This is a genomic window from Deinococcus radiopugnans ATCC 19172 (assembly GCF_006335125.1).
GTDB lineage: Bacteria > Deinococcota > Deinococci > Deinococcales > Deinococcaceae > Deinococcus > Deinococcus radiopugnans.
In genome coordinates this window covers 1-17,072 of the sequence record NZ_VDMO01000030.1, presented here as the reverse complement: position 1 = coordinate 17,072, position 17,072 = coordinate 1, and the positions used below count along the sequence as shown (strand labels likewise).

The window sequence follows — 17,072 nt, the reverse complement described above, 5'->3', positions numbered from 1 at the left end:
GGAAGTGAAGGCGGGCATTACACGCCCACCACGGACAGCAGCAGGTCAATCAGCTTGATGCCCACGAACGGCACCACCACGCCGCCCAGGCCGTAGATCAGCAGGTTGCGGGCCAGCAGGGCGTCGGCGCTGCCGGGGGTGTAGCGCACGCCGCGCAGGGCCACCGGGATCAGCAGCGGAATGACCAGCGCGTTGAAGATCACGGCGCTGAGGATCGCGCTGCGCGGGCTGCCCAGTTCCATCACGTTCAGCACGCCCAGGGCGGGCAGTTGCGCGGCGAACAGCGCGGGCAGGATGGCGAAGTATTTGGCGACGTCGTTGGCGATGGAGAAGGTGGTCAGCGCCCCGCGCGTCATCAGCAGGCCCTTGCCGATCTCCACGACTTCAATCAGTTTGGTGGGATCGGAATCCAGATCGATCATGTTGGCCGCTTCCTTGGCCGCCTGGGTGCCGCTCTGCATCGCCAGGCCCACGTCGGCCTGCGCCAGTGCCGGGGCGTCGTTGGTGCCGTCGCCCATCATCGCCACGAGGCGGCCCGCCGCCTGCTCGTCCCGGATCATCTGGAGCTTGTCCTCGGGGGTGGCCTCGGCCAGAAAGCCGTCCACGCCCGCCTCCCTGGCAATCGCCTCGGCGGTCAGGGGGTTGTCGCCCGTGATCATCACGGTTCTCAGGCCCATGCGGCGCAACTGGTCAAAGCGCTCGCGCATCCCCGGCTTCACGATGTCGGACAGCGCCACCACGCCCAGCACGCGGGCCACGCCGCCGCGCACTTCAGCCACGGTCAGGGGGGTGCCGCCAGCGCGGGCAACTTCCTCTACCAGGGCGGTCAGACCAGCGGGTGCGGCTGCGCCAAACTCGGAGGCAAAACGCGCCATGCGGTCTGCCGCGCCCTTGCGGATTTTTACAGCTCCCCCCGCATCGGCAAAATCCACACCGCTCATGCGGGTCTGGGCGCTGAACTCTATGAACTCGGCGTCACTCGGCTGGGTGGGTAATTCGGTCAGGGTGCGGGCCAGGGTCACGATGCTCTTGCCCTCGGGCGTCGGATCGGCCAGCGAGGACAGTGCGGCGGCGCGGGCCAGCTCGGTCTCACTCACACCAGGCAGCGGGGCAAAGCGCGTCGCCTGCCGGTTGCCGATGGTGATGGTGCCGGTCTTGTCCAGCAGCAGGATGTCCACGTCCCCGGCGACTTCCACCGCCTTGCCGCTCTTGGCAATCACGTTGGCCTGCAAGGCCCTATCCATCCCCGCGATGCCGATGGCGGGCAGCAGCCCCCCGATGGTGGTGGGAATCAGGCAGACCAGCAGGGCGATCAGGGTCACCGTATCCACATTGATGCCCACGAAGCGCGACAGCAGCGGCAGCGTCGCCACCACGATTAAAAAAATCAGCGTCAGCGCGGCCAGCAGGATGCTCAGGGCCAGCTCGTTGGGCGTCTTCTGGCGGCTGGCCCCCTCCACCAGCGCGATCATGCGGTCTAAAAAGCTCTCGCCCGGCTGCGAGGTCACGCGCACCACGATGCGGTCGCTCAGCACTCGCGTTCCGCCGGTCACGCCGCTGTGATCGGTTCCGGCCTCGCGGATGACCGGGGCGCTCTCGCCGGTGATGGCACTCTCGTCCACCGAGGCCAGTCCCTCCACAATCTCGCCGTCGCCGGGGATCATCTCGCCCGCCTCCACCACGATCAGGTCATCCCGGCGCAGTTGGGTGCTGGGCACGGTGGTTTCCACGCCGTTCAGCAGGCGGCGGGCGGGAGTGTCCTGGCGGGCGGCCCGCAGCCCCAGCGCCTGCGCCTTGCCGCGCGCTTCCGCCAGCCCCTCTGCGAAATTGGCGAACAGCACGGTCAGCAACAGCAGCAGGGTGATGGTCAGCTCGTAGCCCCATCCCCTTCCCGTGACGATGTTGGCGAGGGTCAGGGAGGCGGTCAGCACCGCGCCCACCAGCACCACGAACATCACCGGGCTTTTCGCCATGCTGCGCGGATCGAGTTTGGTGACGCTGGCCCGGAGTGCGCCGCCCACGAGTTCGCCGGTGAAGATGTTCTTGCGGGGGGCTTCCGGCCCGGTTTCCGGCACTTGCGGCAGGGTGGTCATTTCTGGACTCCGGTAGTGGGAGAGGCGGGTTGGCTCAGCGTCAATTGCTCGGCCACTGGCCCCAGCACCAGCGTGGGCGCGAAGTTCAGCAGTTGCAGCAGCAGCATCACGCTCAGCAGCATGCCGGCGAAGATGGGGGTGTCCACCCGCAGCGTGCCGCTCGTCTCGGGCGCGGCCTTCTTGCTGGCGAGGAGTCCGGCGATTGCCAGCGGCCCCAGGATTGGCAAAAAACGGGCCAGGATCAGCACAATGGCGCAGGTGACATTCCACCACGGCGTGTTGTCGCCCAGGCCCTCGAAGCCGCTGCCGTTGTTGGCGTAGGCCGAGTTGTACTCGTACAGCACCTGCGACAGTCCGTGGAAGCCGGGGTTGGAGGTGCCTGTGATTTCGGGAAAAGACACCGCCGCCGCCGTGAAGCCCAGCACCAGCAGCGGCTGAAGCAGGATGATCAGCGAGGCCAGCTTGATCTCGCGCACCTCAATTTTCCGTCCGAACAGTTCCGGCGTGCGGCCCACCATCAGGCCCGCGATAAACACGGTCAGCACCACGAACACCAGCATGTTGATCATGCCCACGCCGATGCCGCCGTACACGTCGTTCAGGAACATCCCCAGTTGCGGCACCAGCCCGCCCAGGGGATTGAAACTGTCGTGCATCCCGGCCACCGAGCCGTTGCTGGTCTGGGTGGTCAGGCTGGCCCACAGCGCGGTGGCGTCGGTGCCGAGGCGCACTTCCTTGCCCTCCAGGTTGCCGCCGGGGGCCGCCAGCCCAGAGAGCGCCGCGTTGGGCTGCCGCTCGGCCATGACCGCGCCGAAGGTCAGCGCCGCCGAGGTCACGCTCATCACGGCGATGATGGCCCCGCCGAAGCGGCGACGGTTCAGGAACAGGCCCGAGGCGAACACCAGACTGATGGGAAAGACGATCAGGCTGGTCATGGACAGCAGGTTGCTGAGCGGCGTGGGATTTTCCAGCGGCACCGAGGAGTTGGGGCCGTACCAGCCGCCGCCGTTGGTGCCGAGCTGCTTGATCGCCACCATCGCCGCGACGGGGCCGACGGGGATGGTCTGGGTGGTGACGGCTTTTCCTTCCACCGTCTGCGCCTCCATGAGTTGCGCCACCTTCGCGCCGCCGTAAGTGCTGGGCACGCCCTGAGAGGTCAGCAGCAGCGCCAGCACGAAGGCCGCTGGCACCAGCACCCCCACGGCGCGGGTCACGTCCAGGTAGTAGTTCCCCACGTTCGCCTGTCCTTTCAAGCCGCGCAGCACGGCGAACAGGGCGGCCATGCCCACGGCGGGGGTCACGAACTGCAACGTCACGGTGGCGACGAGCTGCGAGAAGTAGCTCAGCCCGCTCTGGCCGCTGTAGTGCTGCTGGTTGGTGTTGGTGATGAACGAGGCGGCGGTGTGCAGCGCGGTGTCCCAGCGCATATTGCCGATCCCGTCAGGATTGAGGGGCAACGCGCCCTGAAGCGCGTAGATCAGGTAGGCGCTCAGCCCCAGCAGCACGTTGGTGCCGATCAGCGCCGAGCCGTACTGCCGCCAGCCCATGCCGCGCGAGGCGTCCACGCCGCACAGCCGCAGCAGCCCCGCCGTGAAGGGGGAGGCGGGGGCCGCGTACAGCCGCGCGATCAGAACGCCCAGCGGCAGGGCCAGCCCGGAGGCCAGCAGATACGTTAAAAAGATGTCCATCTCAGAGGTTGTCCGGCAGCTTCAGCGCCCAGGCCGCCACGCCGAACAGGGCCAGCAGGATCAGCACACCCAGGAGGACGCCCGGCATCAGAACCGCTCCGCACGGACGAGGGCGTAGAGAAGGTAGGCGGCCAAAGCCAGCACCAGCAGCAGCAAAAAGACATTCATACCCGCGCATGCTGCGCCGCCGCTCCTGGCGGCACCATTCGTCTCTCGGCCAGCCGCATTGGCCAGGTGGCCAGTGGCCCGGACGCCCGTTTCGGGTAGCCTCGGCAGGACATGCGAGACACCCTGCGCCTGCTGTTTGCGCCGCCCAGATTGCCGCTGGAGGGCAGCACGCTGTGGACGGTCTGCCTGACGGCGCTGGCCGTGGTGCTGCTCCTTGACCTGCTGACCCCCGCCTCGCTGGTGGTGGGCACCCTGCTGACCGTGCCGATTGCGCTGGCCGCCCTGGGCACCTCGCGCCGCCCGGTGGTGATCCTGACGCTGCTGGGGGTGGTGGCCTCGTTGCTGGCCGCGCTGGAAAATGCTTTTGAAGACGGTTTTAGCAACGCTGACCTGTCCAACCGCGTCGTCAGCCTGCTGGCGATCTTGCTGGTGGGCGGATTGACCCTGCGCTCGCGCGACGCCTCCGAGCGGGCCGTGCGCATCGCCGAGGACGAGCGCCAGTTGCGGCGCGAACGCCTGCTGCGGCGCCTGGCCGAGGAGATGGGCGGCCCGCTGGGGCAGGCCGAATTTGTCTCGCGCGCCGCGAGCGCCCTGCAACACCTGACCGGGGCGCTGAGTGTGGAGGTGGGCGCGGTGGAACGGGCGACGCTGCGCCGCCCCTACGCGCTGGCCCAGGCCCCCGGCCTGAAAGCGGACGATCACCGCTCGCGGCTGGACACCCGCCTGCCGCTGGACTACCTCGCCCAGCCCGTGGGCGCGGGCGACGTGTGGGCGGCGGACGGCGGGACCTTCGTGCTGGCGCGGCTGCGGCGCTCAGAGGACAGCGATCTGCTGCTGATCCTGCACCGCCCGGAAACCCCACTGGCGCTGACCACCGAGGCGATGGCCGCCCTGCAACCCCTGCTGGAGCGCACCGCCCTGCTGGACGATCTGCGGGTGCAGCGTGAGCAACTCAGCGAGCGCGGCGAACTGCTGCGCGATCTGGTCTACGCTTTCTCGCATGACCTGCGCACCCCCCTGCTGGCCAACGCCATGAACATGGAAGCCGCCCGGCGCGGCGCGTACGGCCCGCTGCCCGATGCGTACCGCGCCACCCTGGAAAACGGCCTGGAGTCCAACGCCACGCTGCTGGCGCTGGCCGAGAAGCTGCTGCTGGTCACCAAGTACGAGAGCGGCGAGGCCGACGACGACATGGAAGAGGTCAACCTGCGGGCGCTGGTGCAGGGCGTCCTCGAAGACCTGCGTCCCCGCATTGAGGCCAGCCGCCTGACCGTGGAACGCGACCTGCGGGCGGTGCGGTTGTGGGGCCGCTCCCATGATCTCAGGCGCGCGATTCAGAACCTGCTGGACAACGCGGTGAAGTTCAGTCCGCCCGGCAGCACCCTGCGGGTGTCTCTGGGCGAGGAGGACGGCGAGGCGGGGCTGAACGTGCAGGACGAGGGGCCGGGCGTCTCGCAGGCCCGTATTCCTCACCTGTTTCAGCGCTTCCGGGGCGGCGGTGCGGGCAGCGGCACGGGCTTAGGCCTGTACCTGACCCGCCGGATTGCCGAGGCCCACGGCGGCACGGTGCGCTACACCCGCACCGGTCAGAACCGCAGCCTCTTCACCCTGACCCTGCCCGTGTCCGGGGAACAACCTCATGGCTGAACTCCCGATTCGCATCCTGCTGGTCGAAGACCACGCCTTCACCCGCGACGGTCTGCGCGCCACCTTGAATCTGGAGGCCGATCTGCGCGTGGTCTGCGAGGCCCGCAGCGGGGAGGAGGCCCTGGAGCGCCTGGCCGGGACCGGGGTGGACGTGGCGGTGGTGGACATCGGCCTGCCGGGCATGGACGGCATCCAGACCGCCGCCGAGATCCGGCGCGGCTGGCCGGACGTGCGGATCGTGATGCTCACCGCCCACGATCTGCGACAGGAGGTCTTCGCGGCGCTGGCGTCGGGGGCGGCGGCCTACTGCCTCAAGAGCGCAAAGCCCGAGTTGTTGCTGCTGGCGGTGCGGGCGGCGGCGGCGGGCAGCGCCTACCTCGATCCGCAGGTGGCGCACCACGTGCTGGGCGGCGTGCGCGCCCCCGGAGTGGCCCCGCTGCTGACCCCCCGCGAACTGGAGGTGCTGCGCCTGATCGCCGACGGCCTGCCGAACAGGGACATCGCCGCTGAACTGGACGTGAGTGTCAGCACAGTCAAGCTGTACGTGCAGGAACTGCTGGTCAAGTTGCAGGCCGCAGACCGCACCCAGGCGGCGGTCAAGGCGCTGCGGCAGGGGTGGCTGTAGGGTCTGAGCGTCGCCGTGCCGTGCCAGTCGGTCCTCACCTCTCCAGTCATGGAAACGCCGTCCAGAGGCAGAGGGATGAGCTGGCCCTGTGATCTGGACCGGGATGCGGGCCGCGACTCCTTCGGGTGGGGCCCTTCTCGCCCCTGCCCGCTGAGCCGGGCGGCTGCCTGGGATGCGCCGCCCAGCGCCCGTTCCTCGGGGGTGCGCGGAGAGACGTTACGGTCGTAGGCGAACTGCGCCAAGAGACCTGCAGGCACACGCGGGGCGGCTCCTGCTCGCGGCCCTCAGCATCGGCGCGATGCTGGTGTGGCTGCTCTACCGCACGTCACCGCCCTCCACACGGCCGGTCCCCCCACTGATCCAGGACATTGGCTCCCAAACGTCCCCGCGACACAAGCAAGGGGCTTAACCTGGCGAAAGGCGAAATTTTGGCCAACTTGCATGAGAGACCTACGGCCCTACAGTTTGAGGACGTGCGATAATGAAGGATTAGTGGAGAATCAAAGGCGCTGCAGCACATCGTGGTATCGGGAGCCTTCAGGCCGATCCGGGTAGCAGCAGGGCCAGGCCGCCCAGCAGCAGCAGGCCCGCCGGGGCCAGCCATCCGCCCAGCAAGACCGTCAGCAGCGCCGGCGCCGTGGCCGCCGCGTAGCGCAATTTCCCGTCGCTCGACAGGCTGGCCGGCCCCGCCTGTCCCAGCCACGCCAGCAGGGACAGGGCCACGCCAGGCATCAGCAGCGCTGCCCCCACCAGACTGGCCGGCGCCCAGCCCAGCGCGGCGGCGCCCAGCGTTCCCAGGCCCAGCAGGCCGCCCAGGACCACGCCGGCCGGCAACACTCGTGCCAGACGCTGCCCCCAGCCGGACAGGGGGAGCGTCTGCGGCAATATCGGGCCAAGCGTCACCAGCAACGCGGCCAGCGCTGGGCTGAACAGGCCGGGCATCGCCCGCAGCGTCATGGGATCGAGCCCAGCACCAAAAGTGGGCGACAACACTACCATCAGCAGCCCAACGGGCACGGCCAGCAGCAGCAGACCTGGACGACGCAGCAGGTGCAGACTGCTGCGCCACACCGACGCCTGGAACACCCCACTGCCCCGCAGGGCCAGGGTCCAGCGGCGCGCTGGGCGCGTTCCATCCGTGCCTATGTCGGGTGCGGGCAGGCCCAGCTGGATGGCGCCGCGCCGCAGGGCTTCCACCTGGGCGTGAAGGACCACCCGCGCTGGAACGTCGGCCTGCCAGAAGGTCCACCACAGCCAGCCCAGGCCCAGCACGCCGCCCAGCAGGGCGACGGGCAGCAGGGCGGGATGCAGCGCTCCGATCAGGGGCACCAGAAACAGCGGCCGCAACCGGCGCTGGGTGGCGTGGTCCCCCACCGTCCGGGCGTCGGACCACAGCGCCTGCCCCAGTTTCCAGCCCAGCAGCCCAAGGGGCAGGCCCAGCGCGGCCGTCCACCAGGTGGGCCACCACACCCACAGCAACACTCCGAGGGCGACGCCTGCCAGGACGACGGGTCCCACCTGCACCAGCCACGGGGCCAGCCAGACCTGCCACGGGCGCAGCGGGGTCCGCAGCAGCAGGGCGTCACCCGTGTTCAGGGCCAGCACCGGGCGCCGCACCAGCACCGCCGAGCCCCACCACGCGGCGGCCAGCCCCGCCAGCACCGTGGCGTCTGGCGCGTCCTGTGGAACGCGCCCGGTCTGCCACACGCTGACCAGGCCGATCAGCGCGGCCACGCCCAGGTACAGCCCCATCAGCAGCGCCCCCGACGACTTCCAGGTCTCCCAGGTTGCTTTGACACCGCGCCCCAGCCGCAAGCGGTGCAGCGCCCAGATCGGTTCGGCCTTCATGCCGCCTGCACGGCAGCGCGCAACTCCCCCTGGCTAATCTCCAGGGCGCGCGAGGGAAGGCCCATCAGATCCGCCCCGTGAGTGGTCAGCAGGATGCTGCCGCCGGCGTGAAGCCGCGCCTGCAGCGCGTCGCGCAGGACATCACGTGACGCGGTGTCCAGGGTGCTGAACGGCTCGTCGAGCAGGGTCAGCGGCAGGCCCAGTCCCAGCGCGAGGCTGAGGGCCACTTTCTGGCGGGTGCCCCGCGACAGTTCCGTCGGCCAGGCGTCCAGCCACGGGGCCAGCCCGAAAGCGTGGGCCAGGTTCAGGATGGGGATGTGCGGGCTGTTCCAGGCGGCGGCCATGAACTGCAGGTTTTCGTGCACGGTCAGGTCATCGAGCAGGGCGGGTTCGGTGGAGATGAAGGCCGTGCGGGCGCGGGCAGGCCGGGAACCGGGGGCGTGGCCCTGGAGCTGGACCACGCCCTGGCAGGGCAGCTCGCCGGCCAGGGCGCGCAGCAGGGTGGTCTTGCCGGCGCCGTTCTCGCCGCGCAGGTGGACCAGTTCGCCTGGGGCGAGCGTCAGGTGGGTGGCCGTCAGGATGACGCGTCCGGCCAGGGTCAGGTGCAGGTCTCGAACAGTCAGGGTGGGGGCGGGGTCTTGCAGCGGAACAGACATGCTGCCCAGTACGGACACCGTGTGCCTGCCGTTCCCATCTGGGACGTGACGGAGCCGAGTTGGAACTCTCGCAGGTAAGTCGTCCGGCTGACCTCGACTCAACGAGCGTGATCATCCCGCCCAAACTCGCGCCGCCCAGGCTCCCACCCCACTAAAATGCCCGGCGTCCATGACCACACCAACACCTGCGCTCCAGCCCCTGCGCCCGGTCTGGTCCTATCCCGCGTACCACAGCGTCCATACCCTTGAGAGCAGTGCGGCGCAACTCGTCGTTCCGGTGCGAAACACGCAACTGGTGGCCCTCAATCCAGTCACCGGTCAAGAACGCTGGCGGCGCCGGCACGCCCAGGTACGCTGGAATGAAATGCAGCTGACCCCAGGCCGGGGCTCGTTCATGAACGGCACAGATCGCCTCGTGACGCTGGACGCCGACACCGGGGAGGTGCAGTGGAGCGCTGTCACCCTGCCGTGGTCCGGCTGGCTGTGCGGCACGGCCGACGTGCTGGTCACTGGCGAGTGGCGACACTCCACCCCCCTGCAGGCCTTCGACACCGCGACGGGCGAGCAGCGCTGGATCAAGCGGCTGCCCCACCCGCCCCGGCGCACCGCGCTGTACGCCCCACTGAACGCGCTGATGAGCGTCATGGATGACCGCGTGATGTTCCATTCCCTCGCCGACGGCGCGATGATCGCGGAGCTTGCCTTGCCCGGCCTGCTGGACAGGCCGATGCCTGACCGGCAGCTCAAAGGCGCGTTCGGCACGCCGGACCGGACGCTGCTCGAACGGGGGGAAGAAGACCGCCTGCTGAGGCTCTCCGGGCCTGACCTGCGGCTCGAGGTGCGGCATCTGGGGCGGGAGCCGGTGACCCTGCGTCTGGAGGACCAGGGCGGGGAGGTGTTCTTCGAGGACACCCAGCGGCAGCTGTGCGTGTATGACCTGGAGCGGGACGTCACGACGGTGCTGGGGCCGCTGGAAGACATCTGGCGTGACCGGATCCCGGTGGTGCGCCTGCCGGACGCGACGGTGCTGGCCGGAACGTTGTCGGGATGGCTGGTGCGCTACAGGCCGGAGGAGGGCGTCCTGGAGCGGGTGCGGGTGGGCAAACGGGTGCTGACCCCGCTGTCGTTGGTGGGGGCCATGGTGTGCTTTGGCACGCAGAGTGGGCAGGTCAGGGCCTGGGCTTGGACGGCACTGCCTGTGCTGGGCCTCGTGGGAGCAACCGCCTGAGTTGTCTGGCAGGAGGCGTGCAGTAAGGGATGTCGAGTCCCGTCACCAGCCACGGGTGGAAAGTCCGCCTGAACGGCTTACATTGTCCCCCGCCGAACCTGCTACCGTCACCGTGGCCCGCTCTCGGGTGGGCCGCTTCCTTCGGGGCAGGGCGAAATTCCCTACCGGCGGTGATGGCTTAGGCCTCAGCCCGCGAAGCCCGCGCAAACTGCACCACGCGCAGGCCCGATCCCGTGAAATTCGGGAGCCGACGGTCACAGTCCGGATGAGAGAAGGAGGAACGTCACCCCGCCCACCCCGGTGGGTGACGACAACCCATGTATACAGAGAATGTGCCGCCCGGAAGGGTGGCCGCGGCCCTGTCCACAGACGAGCGCCGGATGACGCTCGCGCTGGACCTGGCCGCCAGAGGCCTCGGCCGAACAACACCCAACCCCCCTGTGGGCTGCGTCATCGTTCAGGAAGACGAGGTGATAGGTAGGGGCTTTCATCCCAGAGCCGGCGAGCCGCACGCGGAAGTGCTCGCCCTGCGCCAGGCCGGAGAGGACGCACGCGGCGCCACCGCCTACGTGACCCTGGAACCGTGTAGCCATCACGGACGCACTCCACCCTGTACGGACGCCCTGATCGCGTCAGGGGTCCGCCGGGTGGTGATGGCGTCGCGCGATCCGAATCCCGCAGTGGCCGGGCGCGGCGTGCAGGCACTGCGCGACGCTGGGATCGACGTGAGTGTGGGCGTGCTGGAGGAGCAGGCAACGCGTCAGCAGGCGGGCTTCCGCAGCCTGATCGTCCGGGGCCGGCCTTGGGTGGTGGCCAAGTACGCCATGACCCTCGACGGCAAGGTGGCCGCCGTGGACGAGGGCAACGGCGCAGTCACCGGCGCGGCGGCGCGGGCGCGGGCCATGACCTGGCGCAACACGCTGGACGCCGTGGCAGTCGGCAGTGGAACCCTGCACAGCGATGACCCGGCCCTGACCACGCGGGGCCTCTCCGGGGGCCGTGACCCGCGCCCAGTCGTGTTTGATCGCCGCGCCCGGTCCAGTCTCCAGGCCCGTGCATGGCGTCCAGGCAGCGTGCTCGTGACGGCTCCCGACGCCGACATATCCGTCTTCGAGGCATTGGGCGTGACCGTCGTGCGGGCCGCGACGCCCCTGGAGGCCCTGACCGGACTGGGCCGCCTGAACCTCTCCAGCCTGCTGCTGGAAGGCGGCCCTGGCCTGCTCAGCGCCCTGCTGGACGCCGGACTGGTGGACGAGGTGCGCGTCTTCATCGCGCCGAAACTGCTGGGCCGTGGCCTGTCGCCGCTCACGGCGCCGGAGCGCCGCATGCATGACGCCCAGGCCCTGCGCGACGTCACCGTGGAAACGCTCGGCCCGGATGTGCTCGCAACCGGTCTGCTGAGCGATATTCCCCGGCTCTGACGCATTTTCTCCTCTCTTCTGGAGAGCGAGGTGGCGGGCTGGCTTGCCGCGCCATCACCACCGAGGTCAACTATGTTTACTGGAATCATTGAGCAGCTTGGGCGCGTGGCCCGCACCGTGGACGCTGCCGGCAACCTGACGGTCACCATCGAACCGAACACGATGTGGGCGGACCTCTCCCTGGGCGAGAGCATTGCCGTGAACGGCACCTGCCTGACCGTGACCACCTGGGATCACGCGGGCTTCACGGTGGATCTCAGCCGCGAAACCCTGGCCAAGACCGCTCCCCACTGGCAGGCGGGCCACAAGGTCAATCTGGAACGGGCCATGACCGCGCAGGCCCGCTTCGGCGGACATGTGGTCAGTGGTCACGTCGACGGCGTGGGCGAGGTGCTGACCGTCGAGGCCCAGCCCGGCGCGTACACCATGACCGTGCGCGCCCCCGCCGCGCTGGCCCGGTACCTGGTGCCCAAGGGCAGCGTCACGGTGGACGGCGTAAGCCTGACCGTGGTGGACGTGGGCGGCCCGGCGGGCAGCCGCGCCGACCTGCGCGCCGACGAGTTCACGCTGTGGCTGGTGCCGCACACCCTGGACGTGACCACCCTGCACACCTGGACCGCCGGAACGCAGGTCAACCTGGAAGCCGATCAGATGGCCAAATACGCCGAGCGCCTGCTGTTGATGCGGGACTGGACGCCGCCGTCCCCTGGTCCAGCAGCAAGCGGTGGGAACGAGGTGAGTGCGTGACCGCCGCTCGCACCGCGCTGTCCCCCATCGCTGAGTTACTGCTGGACCTGCGGGCAGGGCGGCCTGTCATCCTGGTGGACGACGAGCACCGCGAGAACGAGGGGGACCTGCTGATGCCCGCCGCCACGGCGACACCGGAGTGGGTCAATTTCATGGCGCGCGAGGGCCGGGGCCTGATCTGCGTGACCCTGACCCCTGAGCGGGCGCAGCACCTGGACCTGACGCCGATGGTGGGCCGCAGCACGGACCCGAACGGCACGGCCTTCACGGTCAGCGTGGATCACAGCGGCAACACCACGGGCATCAGCGCCTTTGACCGCGCGGCCACCATCGCGGCCCTGATGGACGACGGCGCGCAACCCACCGACTTCCGGCGTCCGGGGCATATTTTCCCGCTGGTGGCCCGGCCCGGCGGCGTGCTGCGGCGGGCGGGACACACCGAGGCCGCCTGTGACCTGGCGCGGCTGGCAGGATTCGCGCCGGTGGGCGTGATCTGCGAGATCATGGGTGACGACGGCGAGATGAGCCGCCTGCCGGACCTGCTGACCTTCGGGGAGAAGCACGGCCTGAAGGTGGGCAGCATCGAGGCGCTGATCGCCTACCGCATGCAGCATGACCCGTTCATGGTGCAGGTGGCCGAGGCCGAGCTGCCCACCACGTACGGCCTCTTCCGCATCGTGGGCTTCGAGGACACCGTCAGCGGCGCGGAGCATGTGGCGCTGGTGATGGGCGAGGTCACGCCGGACCCGCTGCTGGTGCGCGTCCACAGCGAGTGCCTGACCGGCGACGGCTTCCACTCGCTGCGCTGCGACTGCGGCGCGCAGCGCGACGCGGCCCTGCAGGCCATTGCCGCCGAGGGCCGGGGCGTGCTGGTGTACCTGCGGCAGGAGGGACGCGGCATCGGCCTGCTCAACAAGATCCGCGCTTACCACCTGCAAGACGGCGGCGCGGATACCGTCGAGGCCAACGAGCGGCTCGGCTTTCCTGCCGACGCCCGAGACTTCGGGATTGGCGCGCAGATGCTGCATCTGCTGGGCGCGCGGCACCTGCGCGTGTTGACCAACAACCCCCGCAAGCTGAGCGCCCTGGGCGGTTTCGGGCTGGAGGTGGTGGAGCGCGTAGCCCTGCACGCGGGCCACAACGCACACAACGCCGCCTACCTGCAAACCAAGGCGGACAAACTCGGTCACCTCGGGACTGGCGGCCCCCACACGTAATCGCCCTGGACGTCCGGGAGGCGGCTTGAATGGCCCCTTCCGGATGGCCTCACCACTTGTTCAAGGAGCATCCTATGAACCGAATTGAAGCCCACCTGCTCGCCACCGACCTGAAATTTGCCATGATCAGCACCCGCTGGAACCACCTGATCGTGGACCGCCTGGTGGAGGGCGCCGAACTCGCCTTCGTTCAGCATGGCGGGAAGACCGAACACCTGGACCACTACCTCGTCCCCGGCGCGTACGAGGTGCCGCTGATTGCCCGCAGGCTGGCCGAGTCTGGCGGGTACGACGCCGTGATCTGCCTGGGGGCCGTGATCAAGGGCGACACCGATCATTACGATTTCGTGGCGGGCGGCGCGGCCACCGGCATCCTGAACACCTCACTCCAGACCGGCGTGCCCGTGGCGTTCGGCGTGCTGACCACCGACACCGTGGAGCAGGCCCTGAACCGCGCCGGGATCAAGGCCGGGAACAAGGGCGGCGAGGCGGTGATGGCCATGATTGAAACGGTCAACCTGCTGAAGCAGCTGCCCGCAGGACCAGTCTGACCCGCTGTGTTCGCCGCTGAGGACCGGGCTTGAGCATTGCCTCTGTCAGGGCCGAACCGCCCAGGAACTAAGGTGAACTCGACCCCAAGAGCGCGCGCCGGTCAAGCGCCGCTGAACGGCTTGAGCTTTGCGATAACGAAGGGTCAAAGACGAATCAGGGGCGCTGCAAGACGTTGTGTTTTTCCAGCCCTCAGGCCGATCCGGGCAGCAGCAGGCCACGCTGCCCAGCTGCACCAAGCCCACCGGGGCCAGCCACGATACTCGACTCTCTCCACAAGACGTCACCGATGGCCTGCTTCCGCTGCTCCCCGACAACCCGTGGACGTTGAGCGTGAACCTCACAGACGATCATCGACACCGTGTGGATGGGAAAATATCGACAGACGTCCACGCCCCACCCAGGGCATGATAAAAATGTGAGATTGCACTTCAGAACTCTTCATTTCCTTGTGGGCATGCTGCTTCTGGGGATGGTCGCCTGTGGCGGCGACAACCCGAGCAGTGCTGGCCCGACTCCAGTCACGCCCCCGGTCACGTCTCCACCCTCCGTCCAGACCGGCACGCTGCAGCTCGACGTGACTGGCCTGCCCGCAGGCGTGCCGGCCGCGCTCCACGTGACGGCCCCCGACGGCCAGATCAGCGCCGCGACCGGCCCCACCACGCTCACTCAGCAGGTGCCCGGCACCTACAAGGTCACCGCCGACGACGTGACCGCTGGCGACGTGTCCTATCACGCCACCGTCGAGGGGAGTCCAGCCCACGTGGAGAGCAGTCAGACGGCAACGGTGCAGGTGCGCTACGCCCCCGTCCCTGTGGCGTTCCGGATCACCACTTTCTCGGCCGACCGGGCCGCGCTGCCGTCCGAGGGCGGGCGCCTCGTGCTCTCCTGGGCGGCTCCAGGGGCACGTGACTTCACCCTGACGGCTACCCCCTCCAGCGGCCTGGTTGGACTCCCCGAGCCCCACACGGGGGCGCAGACCGCAACCATTGAGGTGCCCGCCAACCCAGGCACCGACAGTCTCACTATCGTCTTCCGGCTCACGGCCCACAGCGCCGCAGGCGAGTCCGACGTGACCCAGGAGCTGACCGTCCAGGTGGCCGGCCGCTCGACGGGCACCCTGGACGTGAGCGTCACGGGCTTGCCGACCGGTACAGCGCCTGGGGTCACGGTGACCGATCCATCCGGAGAGCTGCATCGCATAATCGGGAGCACTTCACTCCCCAACCTCCAACCCGGAGCGTATACGGTGGCCGCCGAACCAGTCACGGCCGGGGGCCTGTTCTACGACGGCCAGGTCGTCGGCAGCCCCGCGGTAGTCGAGGCGGGCAGCGTCACCCAGGTGGGCGTGACCTACGGGGCCCGGCCGGTCCGGGTGACGCTGAGCCGCGACGCAGCCCTGATGGGCCGGGGGGCGGCCCTGGTGGGCCGGGGCAGCGCGTCTACCTTCACGGCCACGGTGGAGGGCGCCGCCAGCAACGCCGTGACGTGGACAGCGAGCGGCGGCACGCTGCAGGCCGGGGACACCCAGGCCACCTGGACGGCCCCCGACGTGGCTGGCCCCTACACGCTGAGCGCGACCAGCGTGGCCAATCCGACGCAGCGGGCGAGCGTCACGCTGACCGTGACCCCCCTGAAGGCCGAATGGACGCGCGTCGCGGGCCTGAGCAGTCTCGCCTACGATCAGGTCCTGGACATGACGACCGACGCCCAGAACAACGTGTACCTGGTGGGCGTCACTCAGGGGAGCCTGGAGGGCACGCCCCAGGGAGAACTCGACGCGTTTCTGGCCAAGGTTGATGCGCAGGGCGCGCTGCAGTGGGTGCGGCAACAGGCGGTCAGCAGCGACAACTATGACCACCTGAACAGCGTTGCGGTCGACGCGGCGGGGAACGTGTATGCGTCGGGCCAGACCAGCGGCGTGATGGAGGGGACCGGTCAGGATCCATGGGGCGACACGTACGTCGTGAAATTTAATGCGGCCGGGACCCGGCTGTGGGTGCAGCAGCAGGCCATCAGCACCGAGTCCTACGACGGGGGCCGGGCGATGGCGGTCGACGCGCAGGGCAACGTCGTGGTGGCGGGAATCAGCGGCAGTGGACTCGGAACGGACCTGGGAGGCGGCGGGGGCGTCTTCGCGGCGAAACTGGATTCGAATGGACACCGGCTGTGGGCGGTGCAGGGCGTCACTTCAGGGACCGACGACGAGGTGCGGGGGGTGGCGGTGGACCGCGCCGGCAACGTCCTGCTGACCGGCCACCGATTTGTGGACTACGCGCGCTACTACGACGCGTTCCTGGTCAAGCTGACTCCGTTGGGGAGCGTGGCCTGGCAGCGTGAGGGGGAACTCAGCACCATGGCGAGCGACCGGGCCACGGGCGTCGTCACGGACGGTGCCGGCAACGCCTACGTGCTGGGCACCACTTCTGGAACCCTCGAGGGGGACCAGCCGGGCGGCGCCTTCCTTGCCAAGTTCGATCCGGCCGGCACCCGGCTCTGGGTCCGGCAGCACGCCATCTCGACCTCGCGAGGTGATTATGCCGGCGATCTCGCCCTGGATCATCAGGAACAGGTGTACGTCACCGTCAACAACGACTACCGCGCGTACGGGTCCACGCAGCACAAACTTGACCAGGCCGGCACGCTGCTGTGGACGCAGCCGCAGTTGCCTGGCATCGTTGGGGCGCCGTACCAGACCATCATCACCGTCGACCGGACGGGCAGCGTGTATGTGGCCGGACAGATCGGCGCCAACGAGTTGTATGTCGGCAACAGCGGCGAGAACACCTTCCTTACGAAGTACCGCCAGTGACCTCGGAGGCCGCGTGATGGAATGGCGCGGGCCGCACAGGCCACATCTGAGTCATTACGGCCTGCGCTGCCGGACATCCAAGGAGCCCTCCATGAAAACAGCCATTCACCGCACCCTGCTCATCCTTGGCGTCAGCCTGAGTGCCTGCGCCAGCATGGCCCAGACCGCCCAGAACGTTCCCTCGGCCCACTTCACGTTCACCGCAGGAGATGGCACACCCGTCCACAAGGACCATGCCCAACTGATCTCAGTAGCCGACAACTTCATTTTTTAGTCGTCCCAGACGGCGGGAAGGTCACCTTCCGGTCTGTCCCTCGACAGAAACGAGAAATGGCGGTGTTTTGAGGTGTGAAGCCACCAAAACCCGCCGCCT

Annotated in this window: 14 protein-coding genes and 1 riboswitch; of the genes, 9 read left to right on the top strand and 5 right to left on the bottom strand. The window is 68.8% G+C overall.

All coding sequences use genetic code 11. From position 1 onward, the window contains the following. Positions 1–17: 17 nt before the first annotated feature. The 3 genes from kdpB to kdpF all read right to left on the bottom strand — a co-directional run bounded on the left by kdpB (position 18) and on the right by kdpF (position 3,949). Positions 18–2,093, bottom strand: coding sequence for a potassium-transporting ATPase subunit KdpB (kdpB, locus tag FHR04_RS18385; RefSeq protein ID WP_139404666.1), 2,076 nt, complete (start codon positions 2,091–2,093; stop codon positions 18–20). Beyond that, a complete protein-coding gene (kdpA, locus tag FHR04_RS18380) occupies positions 2,090–3,781 on the bottom strand; it encodes a potassium-transporting ATPase subunit KdpA (RefSeq protein WP_139404665.1) in 1,692 nt (563 codons plus the stop codon). Before kdpA ends, kdpB begins: the two co-directional genes overlap by 4 nt. 87 nt (positions 3,782–3,868) lie before the next feature. Further along, positions 3,869–3,949, bottom strand: a complete 81-nt coding sequence (kdpF, locus tag FHR04_RS21715; protein WP_139404685.1) for a K(+)-transporting ATPase subunit F — start codon at positions 3,947–3,949, stop codon at positions 3,869–3,871. A gap of 111 nt (positions 3,950–4,060) precedes the next feature. Between kdpF and FHR04_RS18370 the strand changes: the two genes are divergently transcribed. Together FHR04_RS18370 and FHR04_RS18365 are read left to right on the top strand one after the other, a co-directional pair. Further along, the gene (locus tag FHR04_RS18370) at positions 4,061–5,596 is read left to right on the top strand and encodes a sensor histidine kinase (RefSeq protein WP_139404664.1); all 1,536 of its coding nucleotides are present in this window, start codon (positions 4,061–4,063) and stop codon (positions 5,594–5,596) included. Further along, the gene (locus tag FHR04_RS18365) at positions 5,589–6,221 is read left to right on the top strand and encodes a response regulator transcription factor (RefSeq protein ID WP_139404663.1); all 633 of its coding nucleotides are present in this window, start codon (positions 5,589–5,591) and stop codon (positions 6,219–6,221) included. The genes FHR04_RS18370 and FHR04_RS18365 overlap by 8 nt, the downstream gene beginning before the upstream one ends. 537 nt (positions 6,222–6,758) lie before the next feature. Here FHR04_RS18365 and FHR04_RS18360 read toward each other — a convergent pair. Beyond that, positions 6,759–8,069: a hypothetical protein gene (locus FHR04_RS18360; RefSeq protein ID WP_139404662.1), complete on the bottom strand. Its 1,311-nt coding sequence runs from the start codon at positions 8,067–8,069 to the stop codon at positions 6,759–6,761. Next, the gene (locus FHR04_RS18355; protein WP_139404661.1) at positions 8,066–8,725 is read right to left on the bottom strand and encodes an ABC transporter ATP-binding protein; all 660 of its coding nucleotides are present in this window, start codon (positions 8,723–8,725) and stop codon (positions 8,066–8,068) included. Before FHR04_RS18355 ends, FHR04_RS18360 begins: the two co-directional genes overlap by 4 nt. 169 nt (positions 8,726–8,894) lie before the next feature. Here FHR04_RS18355 and FHR04_RS18350 point away from each other — a divergent pair, with 169 nt between their 5' ends. The 7 genes from FHR04_RS18350 to FHR04_RS18320 all read left to right on the top strand — a co-directional run bounded on the left by FHR04_RS18350 (position 8,895) and on the right by FHR04_RS18320 (position 16,973). Then, positions 8,895–9,953 carry an outer membrane protein assembly factor BamB family protein gene (locus FHR04_RS18350; RefSeq protein WP_139404660.1) on the top strand — a complete coding sequence of 353 codons (1,059 nt, stop codon included), beginning with the start codon at positions 8,895–8,897 and terminating at the stop codon, positions 9,951–9,953. 133 nt (positions 9,954–10,086) lie between these two features. Then, positions 10,087–10,234, top strand: a riboswitch (FMN riboswitch). A gap of 36 nt (positions 10,235–10,270) precedes the next feature. Beyond that, positions 10,271–11,374, top strand: coding sequence for a bifunctional diaminohydroxyphosphoribosylaminopyrimidine deaminase/5-amino-6-(5-phosphoribosylamino)uracil reductase RibD (gene ribD / locus FHR04_RS18345; RefSeq protein ID WP_260170319.1), 1,104 nt, complete (start codon positions 10,271–10,273; stop codon positions 11,372–11,374). Positions 11,375–11,446: 72 nt separating this feature from the next. Beyond that, a complete protein-coding gene (locus FHR04_RS18340; RefSeq protein ID WP_139404659.1) occupies positions 11,447–12,121 on the top strand; it encodes a riboflavin synthase in 675 nt (224 codons plus the stop codon). Then, the gene (locus FHR04_RS18335; protein ID WP_249039211.1) at positions 12,118–13,338 is read left to right on the top strand and encodes a bifunctional 3,4-dihydroxy-2-butanone-4-phosphate synthase/GTP cyclohydrolase II; all 1,221 of its coding nucleotides are present in this window, start codon (positions 12,118–12,120) and stop codon (positions 13,336–13,338) included. Before FHR04_RS18340 ends, FHR04_RS18335 begins: the two co-directional genes overlap by 4 nt. Before the next feature lie 74 nt (positions 13,339–13,412). Further along, a complete protein-coding gene (gene ribH, locus FHR04_RS18330; protein WP_139404658.1) occupies positions 13,413–13,889 on the top strand; it encodes a 6,7-dimethyl-8-ribityllumazine synthase in 477 nt (158 codons plus the stop codon). A gap of 455 nt (positions 13,890–14,344) precedes the next feature. Beyond that, on the top strand, positions 14,345–16,699 hold the full coding sequence (locus FHR04_RS18325; RefSeq protein WP_139404657.1) for an NHL repeat-containing protein: 2,355 nt from the start codon (positions 14,345–14,347) through the stop codon (positions 16,697–16,699). Between the two features lie 91 nt (positions 16,700–16,790). After that, positions 16,791–16,973: a hypothetical protein gene (locus FHR04_RS18320; protein WP_139404656.1), complete on the top strand. Its 183-nt coding sequence runs from the start codon at positions 16,791–16,793 to the stop codon at positions 16,971–16,973. Positions 16,974–17,072: the final 99 nt, after the last annotated feature.